Genomic DNA, 23,898 nt, shown 5'->3' with positions numbered 1-23,898 from the left:
ACTGTTACCAGAATGCATTAGCAGAGCGGATTAATGGAATATTAAAGCAGGAGTTTTTAATTACACGATGTCAAACCATGAAGGAGTTAGATCACTTAATTGCGGAATCTATTATGATTTATAATTGCTATAGACCACATTTAAGTTTAAATATGAACACCCCGAATCAGACGTATGAGCAAACTAAAACCGAGCTAATTGCTTAACTCGGTTTGAAGTGGAATACTGTCAATCTATTTCAGGACAAGACAGAGTTTTTTATGTTAATTAATTTTTTTCTATGTAAATCTGATAGTTTTATGAAGAGTAAGCTAGTAAAAACCTCTCGATATCCTCAATCATTCTGTGAACATTTTCCTCTGTAAACTGATCATAGTTACCATGGGCTGCATTATTTCGAATATCAGCCATAGCTGTGATGAGTTTTTGTTGGAGAGGGTTATAAACTCCTGCTTTTGCTAAGTCTTCATTTAATCGTGTTAATTTTTTCTTCTCTAATTCTATTTCATTATTTAAACATAGTTCTTTAATTGCGGTTTCTAGAACTACACCAGCAATCACAGCAGCTGAATTTTTATAACCACTATTTAAGAGCGACCGTGCTTGCTCTAATTCACTATCAAAAACTTCAGCTTGAACGATTTGTTTGAAAGAAGTTAAAAAACCATTTTTAAAATCATCATATGCTGCTTTCAAAATTGGAATTAATCTACTGATTATTCTAGTGTTAGTATCAAAGCTTTGAGTTTTTTCAGCATCTAAAAAATCACGGTAATGAATAGATTTTTCACCACATGATAGCAATAATAGATTTTTAACTTTAACTTTCCATTCAAGGTAAAGAGCATCACCCTCATCACCCAACGTATCATAGCTTCCGCTATATTCTGAATAAGCTTTTTTTGCCATAGCTTTGATAGAAGCAGAATCGTTTAGTAGTTGTTCATAGCGTTGTAATATTTTTTGACTCATATTGATCCAAATATTTTGACTGAATTATTTAAATATTATTGCTATACAATAACATATATAATCATTGAGAAAATAATAAGGTCTGAATTCTTGAATGTCTCATAGTCTTTGGGTCTATTTGCGAACTATGATAAAAGTCAAAGACAAATCAATATTGGGAGAGCACAGCCTCCGACATAAAAACCAACAATTTGTACAAACCAAAATGTTTTTTTCCTTATTGAGATCTATATGTTTATTTATATCCTCAATTCAATGGCTTATTAAATTTCATGGATAGGTAAAGTAAGTAGATAATATGTCTGATTGAATAGCCATCATAATAAAGAAGAGAATAAGATGACAAACTTCAGCTCAAGTTATACACGCACAGAAAAAATTAAACAGATAATTTTTCTTAGCCTAACTATGCTCATTATTTGCATATTGCATATTGCATATTGCATTTCATGGTTTTTCCATGGTTGAAGAGCACAAATTGGTTTCTCTGTCATCCCCATGAATTTGATGTGCTATATGGCTTCTTTACTATTTTTACTTTATTTTATTTGTAATGCTGCATTTTCTATTTTATTGACCTCGAAATATACGTACTGTGCGACTAAAGCAATATCCATTGCCTGTGCAAAAAACATAGTGACCGCAGCCATATCAATATGGCATAAAAGCCACATGGCGTGCGTATCTTTCAATTCTAATGATTCCATTCTGGATTGTGATGAGCGTATGGGGTTACTCAATCACACAGGATTTAAAAGCATCGCTCAATCCTCACAAACTACAACAAGAGCGTGTATTACAATGTCAAAAAACTGAGTCATGATGTAAGATAAATCCAATATATAAATGACGTATTTCGACACTCGAATCGAATACAACAGATAAGGAAACACGCATGCAGCAAGAAGTCATCATTGTGGGTGGTGGAATGGTCGGACTGAGTCTGGCTCTGATGTTGGCAAAAGCAAAGATTGGCGTAAAGCTACTCGAAGCAATCAAATACCCCAATTATGATGATGCAAACCTTGCCCCATATCACTCAAGTTTCGATGCGCGAAACAGTGCATTGTCACGCCGTACGGTGCAAATTTATCAAGAACTAGGCCTCTGGGATGCTTTGCAGGAACACGCCACACCTATTTTAGAAGTGAATATTACAGAGCAAGGTAGTTTTGGTAAGGCAAGACTCAAAGCAGAACAAGAAAAAGTCGAAAGCTTTGGGCAGGTGATTGAAAATGCATGGTTAGGCCGTGTGTTGCTCGCAGAAGTCAAAAAAGAACCGTTGATTGAATTAATTGATGGCGTGCAAGTGACTTCACTGACGCAAGATGCAGACATTGCATATATAGATGCACAGCGTGCTGAAGAACAGCTCAAACTACAATCTAAAATTGTGATTGCAGCAGATGGCCGTGATTCATTCTGCCGTAAAGCCTTAGGTATTGGCGCATCGGTGCATGATTATGACCAAGTGGCGATTGTCACTACAGTACAAACCTCTAAACCGCATGGTCATGTCGGTTTCGAGCGTTTTAGTCCGCTTGGTCCGCTAGCGCTGCTGCCACTTCCAGGTGAATACCGTCGCTCAGTGGTTTGGCCTGTTCCTAAAGGAACTGAAGGCGAGTGGATGGGTGATGAAAATGATCAGCACTTCTTAGATGCTTTACAAGAAACCTATGGCGACCGTGCAGGTAAATTCCAAAAAACGGGTAAACGTTTCAGTTTCCCATTGTCGCAAGTACTTGCAGAGAAACAAGCTGTAGGTCGTGTAGTGCTCATGGGAAATGCTGCCCATACCATTCACCCTGTTGCTGGTCAGGGCTTTAACTTATGTATGCGCGATGCTTATGTACTACGCCGTTATTTAAAAGAGCAAGTTGAAAAAAATGCAGATCTGGGTGATGCAGCTATGTTGCTTGATTATGAAAAATCGCGCCTGACCGATCAGCAGCGGGTGATTAAATTCTGTGATTCAGTTGTTCGTGGTTTTAGCAACCAGAACCCATTTTTAAAATTGATTCGCAATACTGGATTAGTTGCCTTTGACACCATTCCGGGGATTAAGCCTTTGGTCGCGAATTATGCAATGGGGCTAAAAGCATGAGTTTAAATCAAACAAATGTACTGGATGCCGTGATTGTCGGTGGTGGCTTGGTCGGTGGCTTAACGGCATTGTTATTGGCGCAGGGCGGTGTGCAGGCTACGGTATTGGATGCGGCACCTATTTTGGATGTAGAAAAAACCAAAAGTATTGCGAATCCTCGGGTTTTGGCGCTCAGTCAAGCCACCATTCATTTACTCAAGACTGTGGGCGTTTGGGAAAAGCTTGCCCGTCAACAGCCTTATACTGGTATGCAGGTGTGGAATAAAAATGGCTATGGCGAAATCAATTTTGGTCATGTAGCAGATCAAACGCCATCAGTTGAGCAAGCTTTAGGTTCAATGGTTGAACCAAGTGTATTGAATTTAGCCATTCAAGAAAAAATGCTAGAACAGCTTGAAGACTACCGAACCCAAGTTAAGGTCAGTCGAGTTGAGCGTGGCGTTGGTGTGTGGATCATCCACCTCGCAGATGGTACTCAGCTCAAAACAAAACTGGTGATAGGTGCAGATGGTGCAAACTCATTTGTCCGTGAGCAAGCTTTCATCGATCTAGATGTGCTGGACTATAAACAAGTCGGTGTAAGCTGTGCAATTAAAACCGCCCAACCGCATCAGCATGTCGCGCGTCAAATTTTCTTAGAAACTGGGCCTTTGGCATTTTTGCCGATGGCGAGTCTGAAAAAAGAAGAAAGCGGTTATTGGCAATCCATTGTGTGGACCTTACCAGATGATTACGCCGATGAATATGTGGCTTTATCCGATGTTGAATTTACTGTGTTGCTCACTCGAGAAAGCCATCACATGCTCGGCGAAGTCTTAGAAGCAACGCCACGTGCTAAATTTCCATTGAAGGCACGAGCTGCACAGCAATATGTTCATGATGGTCTAGCGCTGATTGGAGATGCTGCCCATGTGATTCATCCACTTGCAGGACAAGGCGTGAATATTGGCTGTTTAGATGCAGCAGTGCTTTGCGATGTGCTTTTGACCGATAAAAAACGTGGTGTGTGGGCACATGAACAAAGTTTGAAGCGCTATGAACACCGCCGTAAAGGGCAAAACGATGCCATGATGCATAGTATGTCCGCGATTGGTTGGTTAGAAACCACCACTTTTTCACCTGTGGTGTGGGCGCGAAACTTTGGTTTAAAACAAGTGGAAAATCAGACTGTTCTAAAAGATGCGTTTATGGCTCAAGCCAATGGTCTGAGTATTTTAAAAGATACAATCTACGCAGCTTAGGTCAAAGTCAGATATTTTTTAGACAGTCGTATAAACAAGGTTACGATTTTGATTAAAAAAGATACGATTTTTTGATTATGGGTACTAGTCGAAATGCTCAGAGATTGCTAAATTTCTGTTAATTTAAAACCAGCCATTCGCTGGCAAACAGAAGTCATTCGCGGGGAGAACACAATGACTGATATGAATGATTATGATGATCCAGAAGATTCAGTAGTTGATGAAGATGAAGCACAAGCAGCTGAAAAAGGTGCAGGTGACGCAGCTGATTCTGCCTCTGATGGTGACACCTCTGAAGCTGAAACATTAACAGTGACTGCAAAACTAAAACAACGTCAGGCGCTTGAAGATGAAGTTGCTGCGTTCTTAGCGCGTGGTGGTCGTATTACCGAAGTCCCTCCAGACGAATCGGCAAAAGATTAAAATGAAAAAACACCACGTCATGTGGTGTTTTTTTTTGCTTCATTCGCTTGTGCGATGATGAAAGTCATTCATTTTTTAACTCTGTAGCATGTTTGCTCAAGAAGTTAAGTCGTTAATAAGATGTGAAGTCGCTTCAAGCCGTCTTTGGCTTCATATATTTACGACTGATCGCGAAAATAGGATAAAACACAAAATGCAGTAAAAGCAAAAACATACAATTGATAATGAATGCAGCAATATACGGCGGTGCATGCATGGCCGCCACAGCAGCGACAAAAGATTGAAAAAGTAATACCGCACTCAAAACGACATAAGCCCAATAGCGATGCCTATCCCAAAATTGGCTCAGTTTCAGTAAATTACCGACTACAAAATAGAGGGAACAATATCCACAGACCATCGCAATCGCGCTATGATCGGCCGTCATTTGCTCGCCACTAATATAGTGCGGATAGGGTTGAATGCCAGTATAAATAATATGTGCAAGGGCGGTGAGCCAAACCAGATTAAAGAGAATGAACATCAGCGGTTTTTTGACAGACAGATTTATGGACATGTTATAAGCAACTTTTTTCATTCTATTTAAATTATTGTATGGGATAGCTTATGGAACCCGTAGGTCCCATAAGCGGTTCAAATTAAAAATAAAAAAAATTAAGCTTAATCGTTCGCTTGGGTTAATTCTAAAGCACGTTGATAGGCCACTTTCTTTTTAATCCCAGTTAAATCTGCAGCCAACTGAGAGGCAGCTTTCACGGACAAATCTTGAAGTAAACGTGTCAGCAATTTGTCTAACTTTTCTTGCTCTAGGTCTTTTTCTTCGGTCGCACCACCAATCACCAAAACGATTTCGCCTTTTTGCTGATTATGATCAGATTCAACAAAATGAACCAAATCACCTAAAGACATTTTTTTAATGGTTTCAAATGTTTTGGTAATTTCACGTGCAAAGCCCACAGGACGATCGGCACCAAAGACATTCGACATATCTTTTAGGCAGTCCACAATACGGTGCGGTGCTTCATAAATAATCATGGTTTGAGTTTCGTCTTTCAATTTTTCCAGTGCTAAAAGACGTTGTGAATGTTTAGAAGGTAAAAAGCCTTCGAAACTAAAACGGTCACTGGGTAGGCCGACAGCACTGAGAGCTGCAATAGCAGCACAGGCACCCGGCACAGGAATGACACGAATATTTTTTTCTTGTGCAGCACGAACCAGTTTAAAGCCGGGGTCACTGATCAATGGTGTGCCTGCATCACTAATCAGCGCCATATTTTCACCCTTTTCGAGGCGTTCAATCAGCTGGTCTATTTTGTTGCTTTCGTTATGGTCGTGGCAGGCGGTTAAAGGTGTATTGATACTAAAATGTTTAAGTAATTGTGCGGAAGTTCGTGTATCCTCGGCGGCAATAATTTTAACCGACTTCAATACCTCAATTGCACGATAACTAATATCATCTAAGTGCCCGATTGGAGTTGCAACAACAAATAACTGAGCACTCATAGGTTTCTCCATGTTGGATAATAAGAACAAAATTTTGGGTCTTTGCCTTTTAAGCAGTATGTTTACTGCTGCACAGGCAGACGTCTTGGTCATTCTACCTGAATCTGGTCCTATGGCGCGAGCCGCATCCAGTATTAAGCAAGGTTTCAATAGCGCATATCAATCATCAGACTACAAAGTGCCCATTAAGTTTGTAGATTCAAATCAAAAGCAAATTGCAGTGATATTGAAGCAACAGGTAAATAAAAAAACTCAATTGGTGATTGGCCCTTTAGCACGTCAAGACGTTGAAGCACTTGTAAAGGCAAAGCCTAAAGTCCGCGTGTTGGCTTTAAATGAAACGACGAGCCAAATTCCCAATGTTTGGCAGTACAGTTTATCGAAACGTGATGATGCCTTAGCACTTCAAAAAGTCTTTGAAAAAGACAAGTTAGCGCAAGTGCTTGTTCTACGTCAGCCTGCAACAGAGGCAGAACATGAATTATTGCTCATGTCCTTAATCAGCCAAAGTTCAGTACCTATTCAAGTGGTTGAACAACTCCCAACGAAGCTAGACAAAAATCAAGGGGTGCTGTTGCTGGGCAATAATGAATGGTTAAACAGTCAAAAAAAACTACCCAAAACGAAACTATATAGTGTCGCCAATGCGATTGAAGCCACTAAGCCCATTCCTGTAGGGCTGAAATTTTGTGATGCACCTGCCTTACATGATGCGCGTTGGCCAGACCTGATCCGGGCTTATGAGGAAAATCCAGTAGATATGCCATATCAACGTCTTTTAGCTTTTGGTGGGGACACATGGCATATCGCAAAACAATATTTGCAAGAACCGAAATTAAAAAGCATTGAGTTTCAGGGACGAACAGGGCTAATCAAAATTAGTCAAAACAATATTCAGCGTGTTCCTCACTGCTATGAGCGAAGTAAAAAAGGCATCGTGGCGATCTCACTTTAGGGATGAAACGATGCAGCTAAACTTAGAGCAGATGAATTTGGGACAGATGAATCTGGGGCAGTGGGCAGAACGGCAAGCGCTGCGTTTGGTTGAGCAGCAAGGCTATGTACAAGTGCAACAGAATTATCATAGTCGTTATGGTGAAATTGATTTGATCGTTGCACGTGGTCAAGAATTGGTGTTTATCGAAGTTAAAGCTCGTTCAAATACCCGCTATGCCCAAGCCATCGAAAGTATTTCCATTCACAAACAACGTAAGATGATGAAGACTGCGTTGCTTTTTTTAAATGAACAGTCACATTTTCAAAATTATTATTGTCGCTTTGATGCAATTTGTTTTGATTTTTATCAACACTTTGCAAAAACACTACAGCAAGATTTTTCTAAATACCCGTATCATCAGCAATGGATTGAAAATGCTTTTACTTTTGATCAAGAGTTGATTAATCTTTGATAAAACAAACTGTGTAAACGCATAGAAAAATACGTGTGGAAATTTGAGGAGTCGTGCTGAGTGGTTAAGCGTATTGCAATAACGATGCTTTGTGTCGCAAGTTTATCTGGCTGTGCGAGTTTTATTTCGAATGGAACGGGATCAGCACCTGTAGGAACTGAAAGCGGCGCACGCTCATTGGGACAAGTTTTTATTGACTCTTCCATTGTTCGAACAGCAAAAATTAACTTATATAAATTAGATACTCGTTTTAAACAGTCACGTGTCAATATTGAAAGTTTTCATGGCAATGTCTTATTGACTGGGCAAGTGCCAGATAATCATTTAAAAGAATTGGCAGAAGAAAATGTCCGTTCAATGAGTGATGTCAAAACTGTACATAACTATATTACAGTGGGTAATCAGATCAGCTATAGCACCATCATGCAAGATACTGCGGTCACTGCGAATACCCGTGGTTTGATTATGAAAGCGCCTGTGGTATCTGACAGCAAAGTACACATTCATACTGAAGATGCTGTTCTTTATGTGATGGGCCGTTTAAACAGTGCGGAAATCACAGACTTAAATCAAATCTTGCAACAAGTGGGTAATGTAACGCGAATTGTCACTTTAATCGATAATATTGACCAGAACCCAAATCCACAGGCACGTTCAATTAACTCAAGTTACACCACACCTGCTGTAGGTAATGTGCAACCTGAAGTACAAACGCCTGTAGCGATAGATCCGGATGCTGTCGATCCAAATGCTCAATAAAATGTCGGAAATGATGCTGTAATATATGAATCAATGGTCTCTGCGGCTTCAGCAAAAAATGGATTTGGCTAAATCTTTATACCGAAATTTTCGGTTATATGATTTTGGCAGTTATGCATTAAATCGACTGACACCCAAACAAGGATATCATGTTCAAAACAATATCCCTTATGGTCTTAAAGCGCGCCATCGCCTAGATTTGTATCGCACGTCAGCACCTCGTCAGCAACGTCCACTCATCGTGTTTGTACATGGTGGAGCGTGGATGCATGGTGACAAAAAGGACTATGGATTCATTGGTGAGGCTTTTGCAAAAGAAGGCTTCGATGTTGCTGTCATCAATTACCATCTCGCACCTGAGTATATTTTTCCGGCTTCAATTGATGATCTTAGCCTTGCATTAAACTATTTGACGCAGTCTCAGCATAAGTTGCAGATTGAAGTGGAAAATGTGGTGTTAATGGGACATTCGGCAGGGGCATTTAATGTCATGTCTGCACTGTATCATCCGACGCCTTATCAGCTACAAGTGAAAGAGAATATTCGTGCAATTGTGGGATTGGCAGGGCCATATCATTTTGATTATAAAGGTGATCCGATTTGTGCAGATGCCTTTGATCAAAATGTACCGTATCAACAAGTGATGCCGTATTATTTTGTTGAGCAAAATCAAGTGAAGCATTATCTATTCACTGCGGATAAAGACAATATCGTTGGCCATAGCAATAGTGAAGATTTTGATCATCGATTAAAAGCCTCAGGCAACCATAGTCAATTGATTCAAATCCCTCGTGTTGGGCACATCACGATGATTGGTTCAGTTTCGAGTCTATTTAGTCGCTTCTTTAAAACCAAAGCTGAAATCATGCGTGTACTCGATGAAATTAGTCCACCTTAATGTCTTTGGTTAAATGATTGAAAATAAATAACCGCCAAGTATGGCGGTTTTTTTATTGCATGATTTATTTACTAAAAATAGCTACTTATAACCATGCTTCGGTGTCATCTGCAACAGCAGACCCATGGATGACATGCATAATCATTGAATGGGCGATACTTCCTTTGAACGGAATTTCAGGTAATGCATCAAATTTAAAGAAAGCCGCATCACTTATTTCTTCTTCTTGTAATTGAAGTTCACCTGAAGCATATTCTGCTTTAAAGGCGATCATTAAATTACTTGGGAAGGGCCAAGGTTGGCTTGCCAGATATTGAATATTTTTGACCTTTAGCCCAACTTCTTCTTCAGTTTCACGACGAACCGCTTCTTCTAAAGTTTCACCGACTTCAACAAAACCTGCGATCAGCCCATACATTGCCCGGACATTTTTCGCATTTTTAGCCAATAAGATTTCATCTTCACCACGGGTAATGACGGTAATGACACAGGGGTTTACACGAGGGTATTGGTGATAACCGCAAGCAGGGCAAACCATGGCATATTCTGTGGCGTGGACTTGAGTTGCAGTACCGCAGTGGCTACAAAATTTATGATTACGGCGCCATTCTAAGAGTTGAATAGCACGGCTGGCTTGTTCAAATTGCTGAACATTCCAAAGTTGTAAAAGTTGACGAATAGGGATGAGCTGTAAGCCATCAGGAATTGGCTCATTTTCAAGTAGATCACGGGCAATCACTTGATCACCCGTGCCAATATTTAAATCACTTGCGAGTTGCTCAACTTCGGGAAGTTGAAAGTTTTCATCGACCAGCAATTGCTGTTGTTTGAAGATATACGCAAGTGATAATTTAGACATTAGGCTGCTGCTGATTTCAGTTTTTCGCTACTGTCCAATGCTACCTTAAACATGCCCTGTAAAACAGGTTGTTTGTTCTTTAAATTGTCAATCAACATATCTGCGCTTGCCAATGAATCTAATGCTTGATTCACTTCATTTGCATCAATCGCTGTTGAAGATTCAACTCGTTTCACAATGAATTGAGCTGTTGAATTCAGCGCATTTTGAGCTGCATCTGCATTGAGGAACAACATTGCACCACCAATTTCACGGAATTGAGTTGCAGTCGCTTCAAGTTGTGTCAAATCTTGGTTTTGTAAATACTGAACCAAAGATTGGCTAGCAGCATCAATTAAAACCTTGGTCTCATTTAACAGGGCAGCATGTGCTTCATCTAAACGGTCGAGTGAAATATTCATATTATTCACACGAAGTTGTAAGCGGCTAGAGGTGTGATGACGCTCAAGCACACCAATCGAGTTCATGGCAGACAAGATATTGTTCATCAACTGCTGGGCAAAGCTTTCATCTTGTAAAATCTCAGCATTACCTAATGACGCAGCTTGACGCGACAGGTCGTTATAAGCTTCATTTAAGTTCAAGACTTTGAAAATATTTGCCAATTTGTTCAATTTCGCTTGAAGTTCTTGGGTTTTTTCAGGCGTCATATTTTGATAGTTAAATTCAATATCATTACGAATTTGCGTCATTTCAGTCGTAACCAATTCACCAATGGTATGCATGGTTTCGAAGTCAGGACCATATAAATGACGACTGAAAACTTGCAATTGGGTGTCGGTAAGAAGATCTTCACCGATATTTAACTTGCCTCGAATATGATGAGAAATGTCATCTTCTTGGCTAATGCTTAGACTTAAGACATTGGCTAAATCAGAAATGGATGCTTTAAAGCGCTCAGTTCCTGCAAAATATTGAGCCATATTGCGTTCAATGCTTACCAAGGTACGTAAACGAGCATCGGTAATTAAGATTTGATCAATTTGATTAAACGCAACAAAAACCAAGTTCCAGTATTGTTTGCTTGGATGTTTGTCTGAAAGACCTGCTAAATACGTACCGACCAATTTAATCGCTTGCAGATCCAGCTCAGTTTCTTCTTGTTTAATCAATTTATTCAACGCCAACTTATACAGACGGTGAACGTATTTTGATTTTTCAAGTGCAGGCGCTTGAGGTAAGTCAAAGTCAGGAGTAATACAATCGAGTAGGGACTCAATGTGTTGGCCTTCCGACGTTAGAGGTTTACCCAAAGACAGTTCTAGACGATTCAGACTGTCGAGTAGAAACTGTGGAATTTTAACTTCACGCAAGCAGATAAATTCGATATAGCGTTTCAGCATGGTTGTGCCTTCGCTCAGTGCGATGACCTCTTGAGTGTTAATTTGCGCAGGATTCCCCATGATCTTGCGCATTAACTCTGCTGAATATTGAGCGATTTTTGCCAAACTTGGCATATCAACTAAAGCTAATACTTGAGCACATTGTTCAAATTGAATCAGTGCATCATCAATCCCGAAAGGTAAAGTTTGATCTTCAACTAAGGTGCTGACTGCTGATTCGACTAACTTGATTGAGTTATCAACCTCATTTTTTATTATCAGCAAAGCCGTTGGATCAAAATGGATAGAGGTTTGGTAAGACATGTATCTGCACCTTTCCTAGATGTTTTATCTTGTTTATTAACCGCCCCTTAAGGCGGTCCATGTTTATGGTTTTACTATAGCGTATGTAAGAATTGTTTATATACAAAAAGTAACACGAAATTTAGATTTTATTTCGCAAAAAGGCAAGGTGTACCATGTTTTTCTTCAAATTGTTTGACCCATGTCTCATGGGCTTCAAGTTCATCGGCTGAAGGTAAAATCACTGGTAATTCTATTTCAACAGCGGCGCGGGTTTGCGAACCATCTTCATTTTGCGAGTGGGTCAGGGCATCGATATCAAAGGATACCTGACCACCCGTCATTGCTAAGTATACGTCAGACAGAATTTCCGCATCGAGTAACGCACCATGGAAGGTACGGTCACGTTGTGGAATTTCGTAACGACGCACTAATGCATCGAGTGAGTTTTTCTGGCCTGGATGCTTGGCTTTGGCCATAGCCAAGGTATCGGTGACTTCGCAAACTTCAGATAAGGCCACAAAACCGGCACGTTTGAACTCCATATCAAGGAAGTTCATATCGAAGGTTGCGTTATGCGCAATGATTTCTGCGCCTTTAAGATAGTCAAATAAGACATCAGCAATTTCAGCATACAGTGGTTTATCTTTTAGAAAGTCATCACTGATTCCGTGAATATTTTCAGATTCACCGACAGGTTTTTGCGGGTTGATATAAATATGAATTGAGCTACCGGTCAGTTTACGGTTAATCATTTCCACCGCACCGACTTCAATAATACGGTCGCCATCTTGGAAATAGAAACCTGTGGTTTCTGTATCCAAAATTAATTGTCGTGGGCCAGATACATCGACAGTTGCTGGTGTAATGATAATCATTGGATGGATTTCAGCAGCTTGCTTAGACTGTGTAGAAGCATCTGGATTCAACGTTGAAGCCGTGTCAGTTGCTTGTTGTTCTATCGTAATGTCATCAATCTGCTCTGCGTCAATAGCTGACTCAGTCGAGATTTTAAGTGACGAAGTATTTTCTAGCGGCTGAGCAATTGAAGTTTCCTGACTTGAAGCATCAATAATGCTTTCATTTGCAATCATAGCTTCTTCAGAGATTTCTTCTTCATCATCACTATCAGCAAATTCGAGTCCAAAAGGATCGTTTAACAGCCAGTCGGGTTCAGCTTTTTTTTTAGGTACTTCAGCTGTAGATGCTGCTTGTTTGATGTTTTCAAGGGTTTTTTCGGCGCCTAGATTGGCCAATTGATCGGCCATTTCATTTCCCGGATGGCCTGCATGCCCTTTAATCCAGTTCCACTCAATTTCCCGACCCTGACAAGTTGCATCCAGTAATTTCCACAGATCTGGATTTTTAACATCTTTCCAGTTTTTCTTTTTCCAACCATGAATCCACTCGGTTATACCTTGTTTGACATAGTTGGAGTCTGTCCAAATGATCAGTTTTGCATCGGACGGACAATGTTGAATGCCTTCAATAGCAGCAGTCAATTCCATACGGTTATTGGTGGTTTCAGCTTCGCCGCCGCAGAGTTTTTCTTCTCCAGTTTCACGGATGATATACGCCCCCCAACCCCCTAAGCCAGGGTTGCCTTTACATGCACCATCAACATAAAGCGTGATTGTTTGAGACATAAATCAAATCCGGAGAAAAACGAGCATTCAGAACCGTATATTGTATAACGCAAATGACAAGGAGAAATCCATTTCTGGCGATTTTTTTAATTTCTTGTAACATTTATACTGAAATAGCGGTAAATTAACGCCTTGTGTCTGTGTCCTGCTTCACTACAATGGCATATCTAAAAAATAAATTTTATATGAGTTGTCTGGATTTTTTTATGTATAAATCAACTGCGACTATCTGGCAGCCTACGTTACCACAAATTTTTAAATTTACAGTCTTGGGTTCTGCGCTCGCAGCTCTTGGTCTGACGGGCTGTTCTTCATCGCAAACGACTAAGCAGAACTCAGCAAGTAAACAAGTTGGCTCAAACTTTCTCGATGCCAATAGTTTAGATTCACTCGAAGATTTACTTTCTGCAACAGACATGCGTGCCGTAGAGGGCGATCGCCTTTTAGTACTGAAGCACGGTGATGTCTGGAAGCGAATGACCGTTGGTTTCAAAATGGATTTGAACCATTGGGATACGCGTATTGAAGCCCAGCGTGGTTGGTTTATTTCACGTCAACCATATATTGACCGTTTAAGTGCGCGTGCGTCCCGTTATTTGTATCACACGGTTAAAGAAGCAGAACGTCGTGGTTTGCCGACTGAGTTGGCGTTATTACCAGTGATTGAAAGTTCTTATGACCCAGCAGCAACCTCAAGTGCTGCCGCAGCAGGCTTATGGCAATTTATCCCGAGTACTGGACGTATTTACGGCTTAAAACAAACCTCAATGTATGATGGTCGTCGTGACGTAGTGGAATCTACGCGTGCAGCTTATGAATTTTTAGGTGCGCTACATAACCAGTTTGGTTCGTGGGAATTGGCTTTGGCTTCATATAATGCAGGGCCGGGGCGTATTCAACAGGCGATTAACCGTAACCGTGCAGCAGGTTTGCCAACGGATTATTGGTCGCTAAAATTGCCACAAGAAACCATGAACTATGTCCCACGTTTCTTGGCTGTAGCTCAAATTATTAAAAATCCAAGTGCCTATGGCGTCAGTTTACCGCCAATTGCCAACCGTCCGCACTTTCGTGAAGTGGCTGTAGGGCCTGCAAATTTAAATGAAATTGCATCTATTACTGGTTTAAGCCGTGCAGAACTCTATGCACTAAACCCGGGTCATCGTGGCGATGTAATTGATAGCAGCAGCCCAATGCGGATTTTAATTCCTGCGGATGTGAGTCCATCAGTCGATTCACGTTTGAAAAAATTACAATCAGGTGGTTCATCAGGTTATTGGGCAAGTAATTCAACTTATAACTTACCGAAAAATAATGTTGAAATTACACCGTCACGTGTCACTCCGCCAGATTTAAACAGTAAAACCATTCAGCCTGCAAAAGTGACACCGCCTACGCTGACCACTCAGCCGACAGTGACAGCTTCTGCCAAACCACCTGTAGTTGCTGCAACGGTAACGCCAAGTATTCCATCAGGAACGAAAGGCAAAACGCCAATGGGATCATCTGCTTTAGCTGCCTTTGCATCGAATAGTGATATTCCAAGTGCGCCGCGTATTCCAGTCGCTGTAACACCTTCGACTCCTGTGAAAACCGTGTCTGTCGAGCCACCACTCAGCGCAAATGAGCGTGAGCAAATCATGGCGGCTATTAAAGCTGAAGGTGAGACCAAAACAGTTGATGAAGTATTAAAACCAGTAGCGACTAAAGCAGAGCAAGAAGAAGTCGTTCAGGAAATTAAAGCCATTGCACCGAAAGGCACTGAAATTGTCGATCCTTATGATGGCAAGATTAAGTTGACTGCGATTCAGACCAGTCAATCGATTGCAGATCAACAAGGTAAAGAACTGACCAAAGGTTTCTCTTACCCGAAAAGCGTGGCTGAAAATACAGGTGCAGATACCGACGAAGCCAAACGCAACCAAGGTAAAAATGTCATTCGTACCGACTCTGAAGTTGTAGTTGTCCCGCCTAAAGGTAAACGTAGTACCTATACTGTTTTGGCAGGCGACACATTAGCATTAATCGCGATGAAAAATGGCGTAAATTGGCGTGATATTGCAGCATGGAACCAAATTTCGCCAGATTCGACCTTGTATGTCGGTACGACCATCTATTTATATGATGCGAAACCGATTGTGCAAAATAACGAAGAATCGAAAGCTAAGCCTATCGCAGATAGCTATGTAGTGAAAGCAAATGACAGCCTTACAGCTGTTGCGAGTCAATTTGGTTTAAGTACGAAGCAACTCGCAGACTACAATGGTTTAACCACCACGAGTGGTTTATATGTTGGGCAGAAATTGTCCTTAAAAGAAATACCTGCATCTAAAGCAAAATTGGAAGCTGACAAGAAAGCAGCTCAAGTTGTCGAAAAATCTGCAAAAGTTCAAACAAAATCCTACACGGTAAAACGTGGTGAATATCTAAAACTCATTGCAGATCGTTATGCGCTGTCAAATCAAGAGTTGGCAGATTTAACAACTGGCTTAACGGCTGGCAGTAGTTTGATGGTGGGGCAAAAAATTAATGTGCCATTACAAGCTGTAGCCGAGGTTGAGAGCAAAGTTGAAAAGCTCGACAGCAAAGTGGTGAATCGCATTGAAAATGTCAAAGTTGATCCTGCGTATAAAGTGGAAAGCTATAAAGTGCAGCGTGGTGATTCGCTTTACAGCATTGCGACGCAGTCAAAAATCAGTTTGTCTGAATTGGCGAGTCTAAATGACATGTCGGTAAATAGTGGGCTGATGGCGGGGCAAAGCATTAAAGTACCTGCAAGTTCAACTGTTCCAGAGACTTATGTGGTGCAGTCTGGCGATACACTGACAGGCATTGCTAGTCGCTATGATTTAGGCATGGACTATGTCGCAAATTTAAATGGCATAGAGCGGAGTTCAGGTCTACGTGTTGGGCAGAAATTAAAATTAACAGGTGATGTCGCACCGGTTAAAGTAGAAACTAAAGTTGAGCCGGCCAAAACTGAAAGCAAAACCAATACACGAACGAATTCTGTTGAAGCGACCGATATTCATGTGGTGAAATCAGGTGAAACGCTGGGTGTGATTGCGAAGAAATATCATCTTCAATTGCGTTATTTAGCTGAATTAAATGGCCTAAATACCAATAGTGCGATTCGTGTAGGGCAGCGTTTAAAAGTAGATGGTGAACTACCTGCTGATGTAGCTAGTAAAGCAACTGAAACCAAAAAAACGGAAGCTAAATCCTCTACGAGCAATGTGAAACCAACAAATACTGAAAGCTATACTGTGAAATCAGGCGAGTCTTTAAATTCGATTGCTAGTCGGACAGGCTTAACTGTGGCAGCATTGGCTGAGTTAAATAACTTGAACCCGCGTGCTGGGCTTCGTGTTGGTCAAAATTTACAAGTTCCTAAAACTATCAGTGAATACCGTATTAAACGCGGCGATACATTGATTGGTTTAGCAAGCCGTTATGGACTTGATACATCAAAACTTGCTGAAATGAATGATATACAACCGTCTGCTCAGTTACGTATTGGTGACGTGATTAAAGTACCAAACTGAGTCCAAACATTAAGGAGTTAAGTTGAATGTATTCTGCTTCAACTTCGCGTTACGTGTTTGGTGTGACTTTGAGCATACTTTCAACAGGGGCGTGGGCTGCGTTGCAGACCACGCCTTTTCTTGCCATACATAGTAGCCCTCAATATCATCAATTACAGGCAATGCCCTATGCCAATCCTTTTGCCACTAAAGGGGGATATATCACGACCTCGAGTATTGGGAGTTTTGATAATTTAAACAGCATGAATGGAAAAGGGCGTTCTGTTGAAGGTATCAATTATCTTTTTGATAGCTTGATGAGTTCATCTTTAGATGAACCGGGTGTGATGTATCCATTGCTTGCCGAAAAGGTGACATTTGACCCGAAAAAAACTAATTTTGTTATTTTTCATTTAAACCCAAAAGCACGGTTTAGTGATGGTTCTGAACTCACTGCTGAAGACGTTAAATTTAGTTTTGATACCTTTCAAACTAAATCAAATCCCGGTCTACAAATGTACTTAGCGGATTTGGACAAAACAGATGTTTTATCTAAATATCAGGTGAGGATGAGTTTTAAATCTGGTCATAATACTGATATGCCCATGATTTTGGCGCAAATGCCGATTTATTCCAAAAAAGATTGGGCAAAAAAAGATTTTACTCAAATTACATTGCAGCCCATATTAGGCTCAGGCCCTTACACAATTGAGACGATCGATGCAGGTAGGAGTATTCGCTACAAGCGAAATCCTGACTATTGGGGGCAGAACTTAGCCGTCAATCGTGGTCGCTATAATTTTAACCATCTGAAATATGTATATTATCGCAGCCCAGACATAGCCTTTGAAGGCTTTAAAGCAGGTCAATTTACGTTATATGAGGAAAAGACCGCACGTAATTGGGTAGGAGCGTACAATTTTCCTGCTTTTAATGACGGCAAAATTGTCAAATATCGCTTTAAACATGAACGACCGATTCCCACAAAAAGTCTCGTATTTAATAACCGCCGTGCGCCATTTGAGGATATTCGCTTTCGACAAGCCTTAACCTATGCTTATGATTTTGAATGGCAAAATAGAGCGTTGTTTTATGGGCAGTATCAGCGTTTACAGAGTTATTTTAGTAATAGTGTGCTAGAAGCGAAGGGGAAGCCCTCTATCCAAGAGTTGGATATTTTAAAACCGATGTTATCGCAACTTGATCCTATTCAACGACAGGGTGTTTTATCCAATTGGCAATATCCTGTTTCTGATGGCAGTGGATTCAATCGAAAAAATCTGCTGCATGCACGCCAACTATTATTGAATGCGGGTTATCGTTATCAAGACGGCAGATTGGTGGATGCAAAATCTCAGCCTGTGAAATTCGAAATCTTGATTCAGCAACAAGATTTGCAGCGAACCTTAATGCCATTTATACGAAATTTGAAACGTTTAGGTATTCAGGTGTTATTACGACAAGTCGATGGACCGCAATACACCGAGCGTATGCGAAATATTGACTTTGATATGATCGTGGATGAAATGCCTCAATCGCTCACTCCAGCAGGTGAGCAAGCTCAACTTTGGGGCAGTCAAGCAGCCGATCAAGTGGGTAATTATAATTATGCAGGGATTAAAAATCCTGTGATCGATAAGCTCATTCAACAGGTGATCAATGCTCCAAATCGGGAGGAATTGATTATTCGTACGCGTGTTTTAGACCGCCTGCTCAGAGCGGGTTATTATCAAATTCCAATGTTTGGGCAAAGTGAAAACTGGTTTGCCTATTGGCATATGTATAAGCAACCTTATGTCAAACCTAAACTTTCTGCAGGGATTGACTATTGGTGGAGTGATGCAGCTCAAGCCAAGCAAATAACACAATATCTACGGCAGCAATAAATACACCTGAATGACAAGGAATGTGAAAGCAACATGGGCACATATATTTTAAAAAGATTGCTCCTGATTATTCCAACATTGTTTTTCATTTTACTGATTAACTTTGTCGTGATTCAGATTGCGCCGGGAGGACCTGTTGAGCAAGCTATACAGCAAGCAGAATCCTTTCAAGGCATGGGAAACACGGGTGGTGGTGAAACTGCGACGACAGGCAGTAAATACCAAGGTGCTAAAGGCCTCAGTGAAGAAATGGTGGCAAAAATCGAAGCGCAATATGGTTTCGATAAGCCATTATTCGAACGCTTTTGGCTGATGTTAAAGGGGTATGTGACGCTAGATTTTGGTACCAGTTTTTTTAAAGATAAGCCAGTGACCGAGCTACTTTGGGAAAAGCTGCCTGTATCCTTATCCCTTGGCTTATGGAGTACCTTGCTGATCTATATGGTGTCTATTCCATTAGGCATTAAAAAAGCCCGTCAACATGGTCTGTTATTTGATAAAAGTACGTCTATTTTATTGGCTATCGGCTACGCCATTCCTGCTTTTGCCTTTGCCATTTTACTCATTGTATTTTTTGCAGGTGGTTCATATTTTCAGTGGTTTCCTCTACAAGGTTTAGTTTCAGAGAATTTTGCTGAGTTAAGTGTATTTGGCAAAATTGCAGATTATTTTTGGCATATGGCGTTGCCTTTGTTTGCCATGGTGATTGGTGGTTTTGCTGGCTTAACTTATCTGACCAAATACTCTTTTATGGAAGAACTAAATAAGCAATATGTTCTTGCTGCTCGTTCTAAAGGTTTGACCGAATCACGTGTGCTGTATGGGCATGTTTTTCGTAATGCAATGCTCATTGTCATTGCTGGTCTACCAGAAGCCTTGATTGGCATCTTCTTTGTGGGAAATCTATTTATTGAAATTATTTTCAATCTAGATGGTCTGGGATTGTTGGGGTTTGAAGCCATCGTACAGCGCGATTATCCAGTCATTTTTGGCACCTTGTTTATTTTTACCTTGATGGGGCTGATCTTAAGATTAATCAGTGATGTCATGTATCAAATGATTGATCCACGAATTAATTTTGATTCGCAGGGGGCAAAATAATGTCTCCGATCATGCAAGCGCGATTTCAACGTTTTAAAGAAAATAAATTAGGCTTTACATGCTTTATCAGTTTTGCCTTGATTTTTATATTGTCTCTAGCTGTCGAGTTTATTGCCAATGATAAACCGCTCTTGGTTAAATACGATGATTCTTTATATGTACCCGTACTAAAAAGCTATCCAGAGACCGCATTCGGTGGAGTATTTGAAACTGAGGCAGATTATAAAGATCCTGTAGTGCGGCAACTGATTGAAGAGAAAGGCTGGGCTGTGTGGCCACTGATTAAATTTTCCTATCAAACACCGAATTTAGAACTGGCTGTGCCTGTGCCATCTGCACCGACTGCACAAAATTGGCTCGGTACCGATGACCAAGGGCGTGATGTGCTGGCGCGTATTTTATATGGATTACGTGTGTCGCTCTTGTTTGGTTTTGCATTAACTTTTGCTTCAGCAATATTAGGCATCATGGTTGGGGCGATACAGGGCTATTATGGTGGCTGGATAGACCTCATTGGTCAACGGATTTTAGAAGTCTGGGGCGGACTACCGATGCTATTCATGGTGATGATTTTAGTCAGTATGTTTACACCGAGTGTGTATTGGCTCTTTGTCATTATGCTGTTGTTTGGCTGGCCCACTTTGGTCGGCTTGGTTCGTGCAGAGTTTTTGCGTGCTCGTAATTTTGATTATGTCCGTGCAGCACGAAGTCTTGGTGTCACAGATAGTACGATTATGTTTCGGCATATTTTACCAAATGCGATGAGTTCCAGCCTTTCACAGCTACCTTTTATGCTCACGGCAAATATTACGGCACTGACAGCCCTAGATTTCTTAGGTTATGGCTTACCGCCTGATGCAGCGTCATTAGGTGAGTTATTGCTTCAAGGGAAAAACAATCTGAATGCACCATGGCTTGCCTTATCTGGATTCTTTACCTTAGCGATCGTGCTGTCTTTATTGATCTACATTGGGGAGGCGACACGTGATGCATTCGATCCTAGACGTCAATAATCATCAAGTTAATGTACCTCCCATCGTGTTAGCGGTGGAGCATTTACATATTTCACATGCAGCACAGGTCTTGGTTGAAGACCTGAATTTTAAATTGCATGCAGGTGAAACGTTAGCCATTGTTGGAGAAAGCGGTTCTGGTAAATCGATTAGCAGCCTAGCTATACTCGGTTTGTTGTCGAGTGATCTGCAGGTCACAGGCAGCGTCAGCCTGAATGGACAGAATATTCTTGGACTGAGTCCTGAGCAGCATCGACATATTCGTGGTCAGAAAATTGCCATGATTTTTCAAGAGCCGATGACGGCCTTAAATCCCTTACATCGGGTTGAAAAGATTGTTGGTGAGTCACTGTTGTTACAGGGATGGTCAATGGCAAAAACTCGGCAGCGCGTTATAGAATTATTAAATGATGTGGGTATTCCTGATGCTGAAGATAAGTTAAGGCGCTATCCACATGAATTATCAGGCGGGCAGCGGCAACGTGTCATGATTGCCATGGCATTGGCCTTAGATCCTGATATTTTAATCGCTGATGAGCCAACCACGGCTTTAGATGTCACTTTGCAGGTGCAAATCTTAAATTTATTAAAGTCGCTACAACAGCAGCGCAATATGGCGATGATATTAATTAGCCATGACCTGAATTTGGTCAAGCGCTATGCCGAACATGTGATTGTGATGAATCGTGGGCAAGTGGTGGAGCAAGGTGGTGTTCAGGAAATTTTTGAGCAGCCGAAGCAGGCGTATACCAAAAAATTATTAGACCATGATTTTGGTTCAGCAATACAGGTTTCGCAAACGCAGACACTTTTAGAATTACGCCAGTTAGGAGTGAAGTTCCCAGTCAAACAAGGCTTATTGAACCGCATTAAAAATTATGTCGTTGCGGTAGAAGCTTTGGATTTAACAGTGGCTGAAGGTGAGTCGATTGGTATTGTTGGAGAGAGTGGTTCAGGCAAAAGCTCTTTAGCACTGGCTATTGCTCGGCTCATAGAAAGTGATGGTGAAATTATGTTAAATCAACACGCCATCAATCAACTTTCAGAAAAACAGCTCAGACCTTTACGTCGTGAATTTCAAATTGTCTTTCAAGATCCATTCAGTAGTTTAAATCCACGGCTCAATGTAGAGCAAACCATTGGCGAAGGTCTGGCCTTACAGCATTTATCTGCAAATGAAATTGCACAGCGTATAGATGAAGCATTGCAGAAAGTCGAATTAGCCAGCTCATTTAAGCAGCATTATCCACATGAGTTATCGGGTGGGCAACGACAGCGAGTTGCCTTGGCACGTGCGCTGGTTTTACGTCCTAAACTGCTGATTCTCGATGAACCCACATCGGCGCTTGATCGGACGACACAAAAAGCCATCGTGAAGCTATTACGGCGTTTGCAGCAAGAATTTAATATGAGTTATTTATTTATCAGTCATGATTTACACGTGGTCAAAGCCCTGTGTCAAAAAGTGTTGGTACTACGTCATGCCAAAGTCATGGAGTTTCAAGACACCGCAGATCTATTTACGCGACCACAAACGGGCTATACCCGTAAATTAATTGAAGCCAGCCAATACTAAAATCAAACTTATGGATATTTTGACAAGTGTCATTGTCAAAATATCCTTGACCTTTAGAAAATAATACTTAGAGTAAATACTCAGGACTTATTATTTCATTTTGGACAATGCCATGAGCCATTTAGCTGAAAGCTTTAAAATTCGTAATACCACATTTAAAAATCGCATCATCAAAGGTGCAATGAGTGAAGCATTGGCCAATACCGCAGGCCAACCCAATCACTTACATTTTGGGTTATATGAAGCTTGGGCGAAGGGTGGTTTAGGCTGTGCCATTACGGGTAATGTCATGGTGGATTTTCGTGCTAAAAATGAGCCTGGTGTTGTTGTCGCTGAAACTGAGCGAGATTTAGCACAGTTAACACAATGGGCTGAGCTAGGCAAGAAGCACGGCATGGTGCAATTGGTTCAACTTTCACATCCGGGCCGCCAATGTCCAAAAGGTTTGAATAAGGAAACGGTTGCGCCGTCCGCTGTACCATTTAGTCCGATGCTAGCCACAACGTTTGGAACACCGCGCGAACTTCGTGAAGATGAAATTTTGGATATCATTCAGCGTTTTGCACGTGCTGCACACATTTGTGAAAAGGCAGGCTTCGAAGGCGTGCAATTGCATGGTGCGCATGGTTATTTAATTAGTCAGTTCTTGTCGCCACTGACCAATAAACGTCAAGATCAGTGGGGTGGTTCAAATGAAAATCGCATGCGCTTTTTGCTTGAAATCTATAAGGCAGTTCGTGCAGCGACGACCGATGATTTTATCATTTCGGTCAAACTGAATTCTGCTGATTTCCAACGCGGCGGGATTAGCGAAGCAGATGTGATCGAGGTCTTTAAGGCAATCGATTCCGCAGGGATTGATATGATTGAAATCTCGGGCGGTTCCTATGAAGCGCCAGCGATGGCGGGTGCTAAAGAAGAAAAACGTAAAGCCAGTACCATTGCTCGTGAAGCTTATTTCCTCGATTTTGCGGACAATATCCGTAAAGAAGTGAAATGCGCATTAATGGTTACCGGCGGGTTTAGAACCGTGCAAGGCATGAATGCTGCACTAGACAGTGGAGCTTGTGATTTTATTGGTATTGCACGTCCATTCGCTGTTGAAGTCGATTTGGCTGATCGTTTATTGGCGGGGCAGGATGTTCGTTACGGTGTGGACAAAATTAAAACTGGCATACCGATGATTGATAAAATGGCGATTATGGAAATTATTTGGTATGCCGCTCAGTTTAAATCGATTGGTGAAGGCAAACAGCCAAATCCTAAACTTTCACCTTTAAAAGTGTTTTTTAAATATCTCAAAGGAAATTTAACAGCGGTCATTAAAGGGCAAGTCAATTCACGTAAGTCGGCTTAATC

General features: G+C 41.1%; 21 protein-coding genes. 14 read left to right on the top strand and 7 right to left on the bottom strand.

Annotated features, from left to right (window positions below):
• The coding region (locus FTU05_RS10565; protein WP_180005052.1) for an integrase core domain-containing protein at positions 1 to 206 on the top strand (206 nt) is incomplete at its 5' end.
• Between the two features lie 91 nt (positions 207 to 297).
• Here FTU05_RS10565 and FTU05_RS10560 read toward each other — a convergent pair.
• Complete coding sequence (locus FTU05_RS10560) at positions 298 to 972, bottom strand: HEPN domain-containing protein (RefSeq protein WP_180165245.1); 675 nt, start codon at positions 970 to 972, stop codon at positions 298 to 300.
• 539 nt (positions 973 to 1,511) lie between these two features.
• The gene (locus FTU05_RS10555; protein ID WP_180165243.1) at positions 1,512 to 1,664 is read right to left on the bottom strand and encodes a hypothetical protein; all 153 of its coding nucleotides are present in this window, start codon (positions 1,662 to 1,664) and stop codon (positions 1,512 to 1,514) included.
• 203 nt (positions 1,665 to 1,867) lie between these two features.
• Here FTU05_RS10555 and FTU05_RS10550 point away from each other — a divergent pair, with 203 nt between their 5' ends.
• From FTU05_RS10550 to FTU05_RS10540, 3 genes are all read left to right on the top strand, one after another.
• On the top strand, positions 1,868 to 3,076 hold the full coding sequence (locus FTU05_RS10550) for an FAD-dependent oxidoreductase (RefSeq protein WP_180165241.1): 1,209 nt from the start codon (positions 1,868 to 1,870) through the stop codon (positions 3,074 to 3,076).
• Positions 3,073 to 4,317, top strand: a complete 1,245-nt coding sequence (locus FTU05_RS10545) for an FAD-dependent monooxygenase (protein WP_180165239.1) — start codon at positions 3,073 to 3,075, stop codon at positions 4,315 to 4,317. Before FTU05_RS10550 ends, FTU05_RS10545 begins: the two co-directional genes overlap by 4 nt.
• A gap of 174 nt (positions 4,318 to 4,491) precedes the next feature.
• Complete coding sequence (locus tag FTU05_RS10540) at positions 4,492 to 4,740, top strand: hypothetical protein (protein ID WP_078189169.1); 249 nt, start codon at positions 4,492 to 4,494, stop codon at positions 4,738 to 4,740.
• 133 nt (positions 4,741 to 4,873) lie between these two features.
• Here FTU05_RS10540 and FTU05_RS10535 read toward each other — a convergent pair whose 3' ends face one another.
• Positions 4,874 to 5,296, bottom strand: a complete 423-nt coding sequence (locus FTU05_RS10535) for a hypothetical protein (protein ID WP_180165237.1) — start codon at positions 5,294 to 5,296, stop codon at positions 4,874 to 4,876.
• A 104-nt stretch (positions 5,297 to 5,400) separates the two neighbouring features.
• Positions 5,401 to 6,243, bottom strand: a complete 843-nt coding sequence (rsmI, locus tag FTU05_RS10530; RefSeq protein WP_180165235.1) for a 16S rRNA (cytidine(1402)-2'-O)-methyltransferase — start codon at positions 6,241 to 6,243, stop codon at positions 5,401 to 5,403.
• A gap of 10 nt (positions 6,244 to 6,253) precedes the next feature.
• Here rsmI and FTU05_RS10525 point away from each other — a divergent pair, with 10 nt between their 5' ends.
• The 4 genes from FTU05_RS10525 to FTU05_RS10510 are packed head-to-tail and all read left to right on the top strand — an operon-like array spanning position 6,254 to position 9,309.
• Positions 6,254 to 7,198 (top strand): penicillin-binding protein activator, encoded by a 945-nt coding sequence (locus tag FTU05_RS10525; RefSeq protein ID WP_180147326.1) that lies wholly within the window; start codon positions 6,254 to 6,256, stop codon positions 7,196 to 7,198.
• 46 nt (positions 7,199 to 7,244) lie between these two features.
• The gene (locus FTU05_RS10520) at positions 7,245 to 7,652 is read left to right on the top strand and encodes a YraN family protein (protein ID WP_180063273.1); all 408 of its coding nucleotides are present in this window, start codon (positions 7,245 to 7,247) and stop codon (positions 7,650 to 7,652) included.
• A 60-nt stretch (positions 7,653 to 7,712) separates the two neighbouring features.
• Positions 7,713 to 8,411, top strand: a complete 699-nt coding sequence (locus FTU05_RS10515) for a BON domain-containing protein (RefSeq protein ID WP_078192932.1) — start codon at positions 7,713 to 7,715, stop codon at positions 8,409 to 8,411.
• A 25-nt stretch (positions 8,412 to 8,436) separates the two neighbouring features.
• Entirely contained in the window at positions 8,437 to 9,309 is an 873-nt protein-coding gene (locus tag FTU05_RS10510) for an alpha/beta hydrolase (protein ID WP_180165233.1), read from the top strand.
• A gap of 85 nt (positions 9,310 to 9,394) precedes the next feature.
• Here FTU05_RS10510 and nudC read toward each other — a convergent pair whose 3' ends face one another.
• The 3 genes from nudC to dnaQ form a co-directional block, all read right to left on the bottom strand.
• Complete coding sequence (gene nudC / locus FTU05_RS10505; RefSeq protein ID WP_180085800.1) at positions 9,395 to 10,168, bottom strand: NAD(+) diphosphatase; 774 nt, start codon at positions 10,166 to 10,168, stop codon at positions 9,395 to 9,397.
• Positions 10,168 to 11,814 (bottom strand): chemotaxis protein, encoded by a 1,647-nt coding sequence (locus tag FTU05_RS10500; protein ID WP_180165231.1) that lies wholly within the window; start codon positions 11,812 to 11,814, stop codon positions 10,168 to 10,170. Before FTU05_RS10500 ends, nudC begins: the two co-directional genes overlap by 1 nt.
• 128 nt (positions 11,815 to 11,942) lie before the next feature.
• On the bottom strand, positions 11,943 to 13,439 hold the full coding sequence (dnaQ, locus tag FTU05_RS10495) for a DNA polymerase III subunit epsilon (RefSeq protein ID WP_180165229.1): 1,497 nt from the start codon (positions 13,437 to 13,439) through the stop codon (positions 11,943 to 11,945).
• 206 nt (positions 13,440 to 13,645) lie between these two features.
• Here dnaQ and FTU05_RS10490 point away from each other — a divergent pair, with 206 nt between their 5' ends.
• The 6 genes from FTU05_RS10490 to FTU05_RS10465 all read left to right on the top strand — a co-directional run bounded on the left by FTU05_RS10490 (position 13,646) and on the right by FTU05_RS10465 (position 23,896).
• A complete protein-coding gene (locus FTU05_RS10490) occupies positions 13,646 to 16,984 on the top strand; it encodes a LysM peptidoglycan-binding domain-containing protein (protein WP_180165227.1) in 3,339 nt (1,112 codons plus the stop codon).
• A 26-nt stretch (positions 16,985 to 17,010) separates the two neighbouring features.
• A complete protein-coding gene (locus tag FTU05_RS10485; RefSeq protein ID WP_180165225.1) occupies positions 17,011 to 18,849 on the top strand; it encodes an extracellular solute-binding protein in 1,839 nt (612 codons plus the stop codon).
• A 33-nt stretch (positions 18,850 to 18,882) separates the two neighbouring features.
• On the top strand, positions 18,883 to 19,950 hold the full coding sequence (locus tag FTU05_RS10480) for a microcin C ABC transporter permease YejB (protein ID WP_180165223.1): 1,068 nt from the start codon (positions 18,883 to 18,885) through the stop codon (positions 19,948 to 19,950).
• The gene (locus FTU05_RS10475) at positions 19,950 to 20,963 is read left to right on the top strand and encodes an ABC transporter permease (protein ID WP_180165221.1); all 1,014 of its coding nucleotides are present in this window, start codon (positions 19,950 to 19,952) and stop codon (positions 20,961 to 20,963) included. Before FTU05_RS10480 ends, FTU05_RS10475 begins: the two co-directional genes overlap by 1 nt.
• On the top strand, positions 20,938 to 22,539 hold the full coding sequence (locus FTU05_RS10470) for an ABC transporter ATP-binding protein (protein ID WP_180165249.1): 1,602 nt from the start codon (positions 20,938 to 20,940) through the stop codon (positions 22,537 to 22,539). Before FTU05_RS10475 ends, FTU05_RS10470 begins: the two co-directional genes overlap by 26 nt.
• 112 nt (positions 22,540 to 22,651) lie before the next feature.
• Complete coding sequence (locus tag FTU05_RS10465) at positions 22,652 to 23,896, top strand: NADH:flavin oxidoreductase/NADH oxidase family protein (RefSeq protein ID WP_180165219.1); 1,245 nt, start codon at positions 22,652 to 22,654, stop codon at positions 23,894 to 23,896.
• Positions 23,897 to 23,898 lie beyond the last annotated feature (2 nt).

Origin of the sequence: Acinetobacter sp. YH12049 (assembly GCF_013419875.1) — a bacterium.
GTDB classification, from domain to species: Bacteria; Pseudomonadota; Gammaproteobacteria; order Pseudomonadales; family Moraxellaceae; genus Acinetobacter; species Acinetobacter amyesii.
Note: the sequence above shows the minus strand (reverse complement) of the source record. Positions and strands in the feature narration are given on the sequence as shown.

Excerpts from the sequence above, each read along its gene's own strand:
- FTU05_RS10560 (WP_180165245.1), bottom strand. The coding sequence starts at position 972 with ATGAGTCAAAAAATATTACAACGCTATGAACAACTACTAAACGATTCT.
- FTU05_RS10550 (WP_180165241.1), top strand. The coding sequence starts at position 1,868 with ATGCAGCAAGAAGTCATCATTGTGGGTGGTGGAATGGTCGGACTGAGT.
- FTU05_RS10545 (WP_180165239.1), top strand. The coding sequence starts at position 3,073 with ATGAGTTTAAATCAAACAAATGTACTGGATGCCGTGATTGTCGGTGGT.
- FTU05_RS10540 (WP_078189169.1), top strand. The coding sequence starts at position 4,492 with ATGACTGATATGAATGATTATGATGATCCAGAAGATTCAGTAGTTGAT.
- FTU05_RS10535 (WP_180165237.1), bottom strand. The coding sequence starts at position 5,296 with ATGTCCATAAATCTGTCTGTCAAAAAACCGCTGATGTTCATTCTCTTT.
- rsmI (WP_180165235.1), bottom strand. The coding sequence starts at position 6,243 with ATGAGTGCTCAGTTATTTGTTGTTGCAACTCCAATCGGGCACTTAGAT.
- FTU05_RS10525 (WP_180147326.1), top strand. The coding sequence starts at position 6,254 with ATGTTGGATAATAAGAACAAAATTTTGGGTCTTTGCCTTTTAAGCAGT.
- FTU05_RS10520 (WP_180063273.1), top strand. The coding sequence starts at position 7,245 with ATGAATCTGGGGCAGTGGGCAGAACGGCAAGCGCTGCGTTTGGTTGAG.
- FTU05_RS10510 (WP_180165233.1), top strand. The coding sequence starts at position 8,437 with ATGAATCAATGGTCTCTGCGGCTTCAGCAAAAAATGGATTTGGCTAAA.
- nudC (WP_180085800.1), bottom strand. The coding sequence starts at position 10,168 with ATGTCTAAATTATCACTTGCGTATATCTTCAAACAACAGCAATTGCTG.
- FTU05_RS10500 (WP_180165231.1), bottom strand. The coding sequence starts at position 11,814 with ATGTCTTACCAAACCTCTATCCATTTTGATCCAACGGCTTTGCTGATA.
- dnaQ (WP_180165229.1), bottom strand. The coding sequence starts at position 13,439 with ATGTCTCAAACAATCACGCTTTATGTTGATGGTGCATGTAAAGGCAAC.
- FTU05_RS10490 (WP_180165227.1), top strand. The coding sequence starts at position 13,646 with ATGTATAAATCAACTGCGACTATCTGGCAGCCTACGTTACCACAAATT.
- FTU05_RS10485 (WP_180165225.1), top strand. The coding sequence starts at position 17,011 with ATGTATTCTGCTTCAACTTCGCGTTACGTGTTTGGTGTGACTTTGAGC.
- FTU05_RS10480 (WP_180165223.1), top strand. The coding sequence starts at position 18,883 with ATGGGCACATATATTTTAAAAAGATTGCTCCTGATTATTCCAACATTG.
- FTU05_RS10475 (WP_180165221.1), top strand. The coding sequence starts at position 19,950 with ATGTCTCCGATCATGCAAGCGCGATTTCAACGTTTTAAAGAAAATAAA.
- FTU05_RS10470 (WP_180165249.1), top strand. The coding sequence starts at position 20,938 with ATGCATTCGATCCTAGACGTCAATAATCATCAAGTTAATGTACCTCCC.
- FTU05_RS10465 (WP_180165219.1), top strand. The coding sequence starts at position 22,652 with ATGAGCCATTTAGCTGAAAGCTTTAAAATTCGTAATACCACATTTAAA.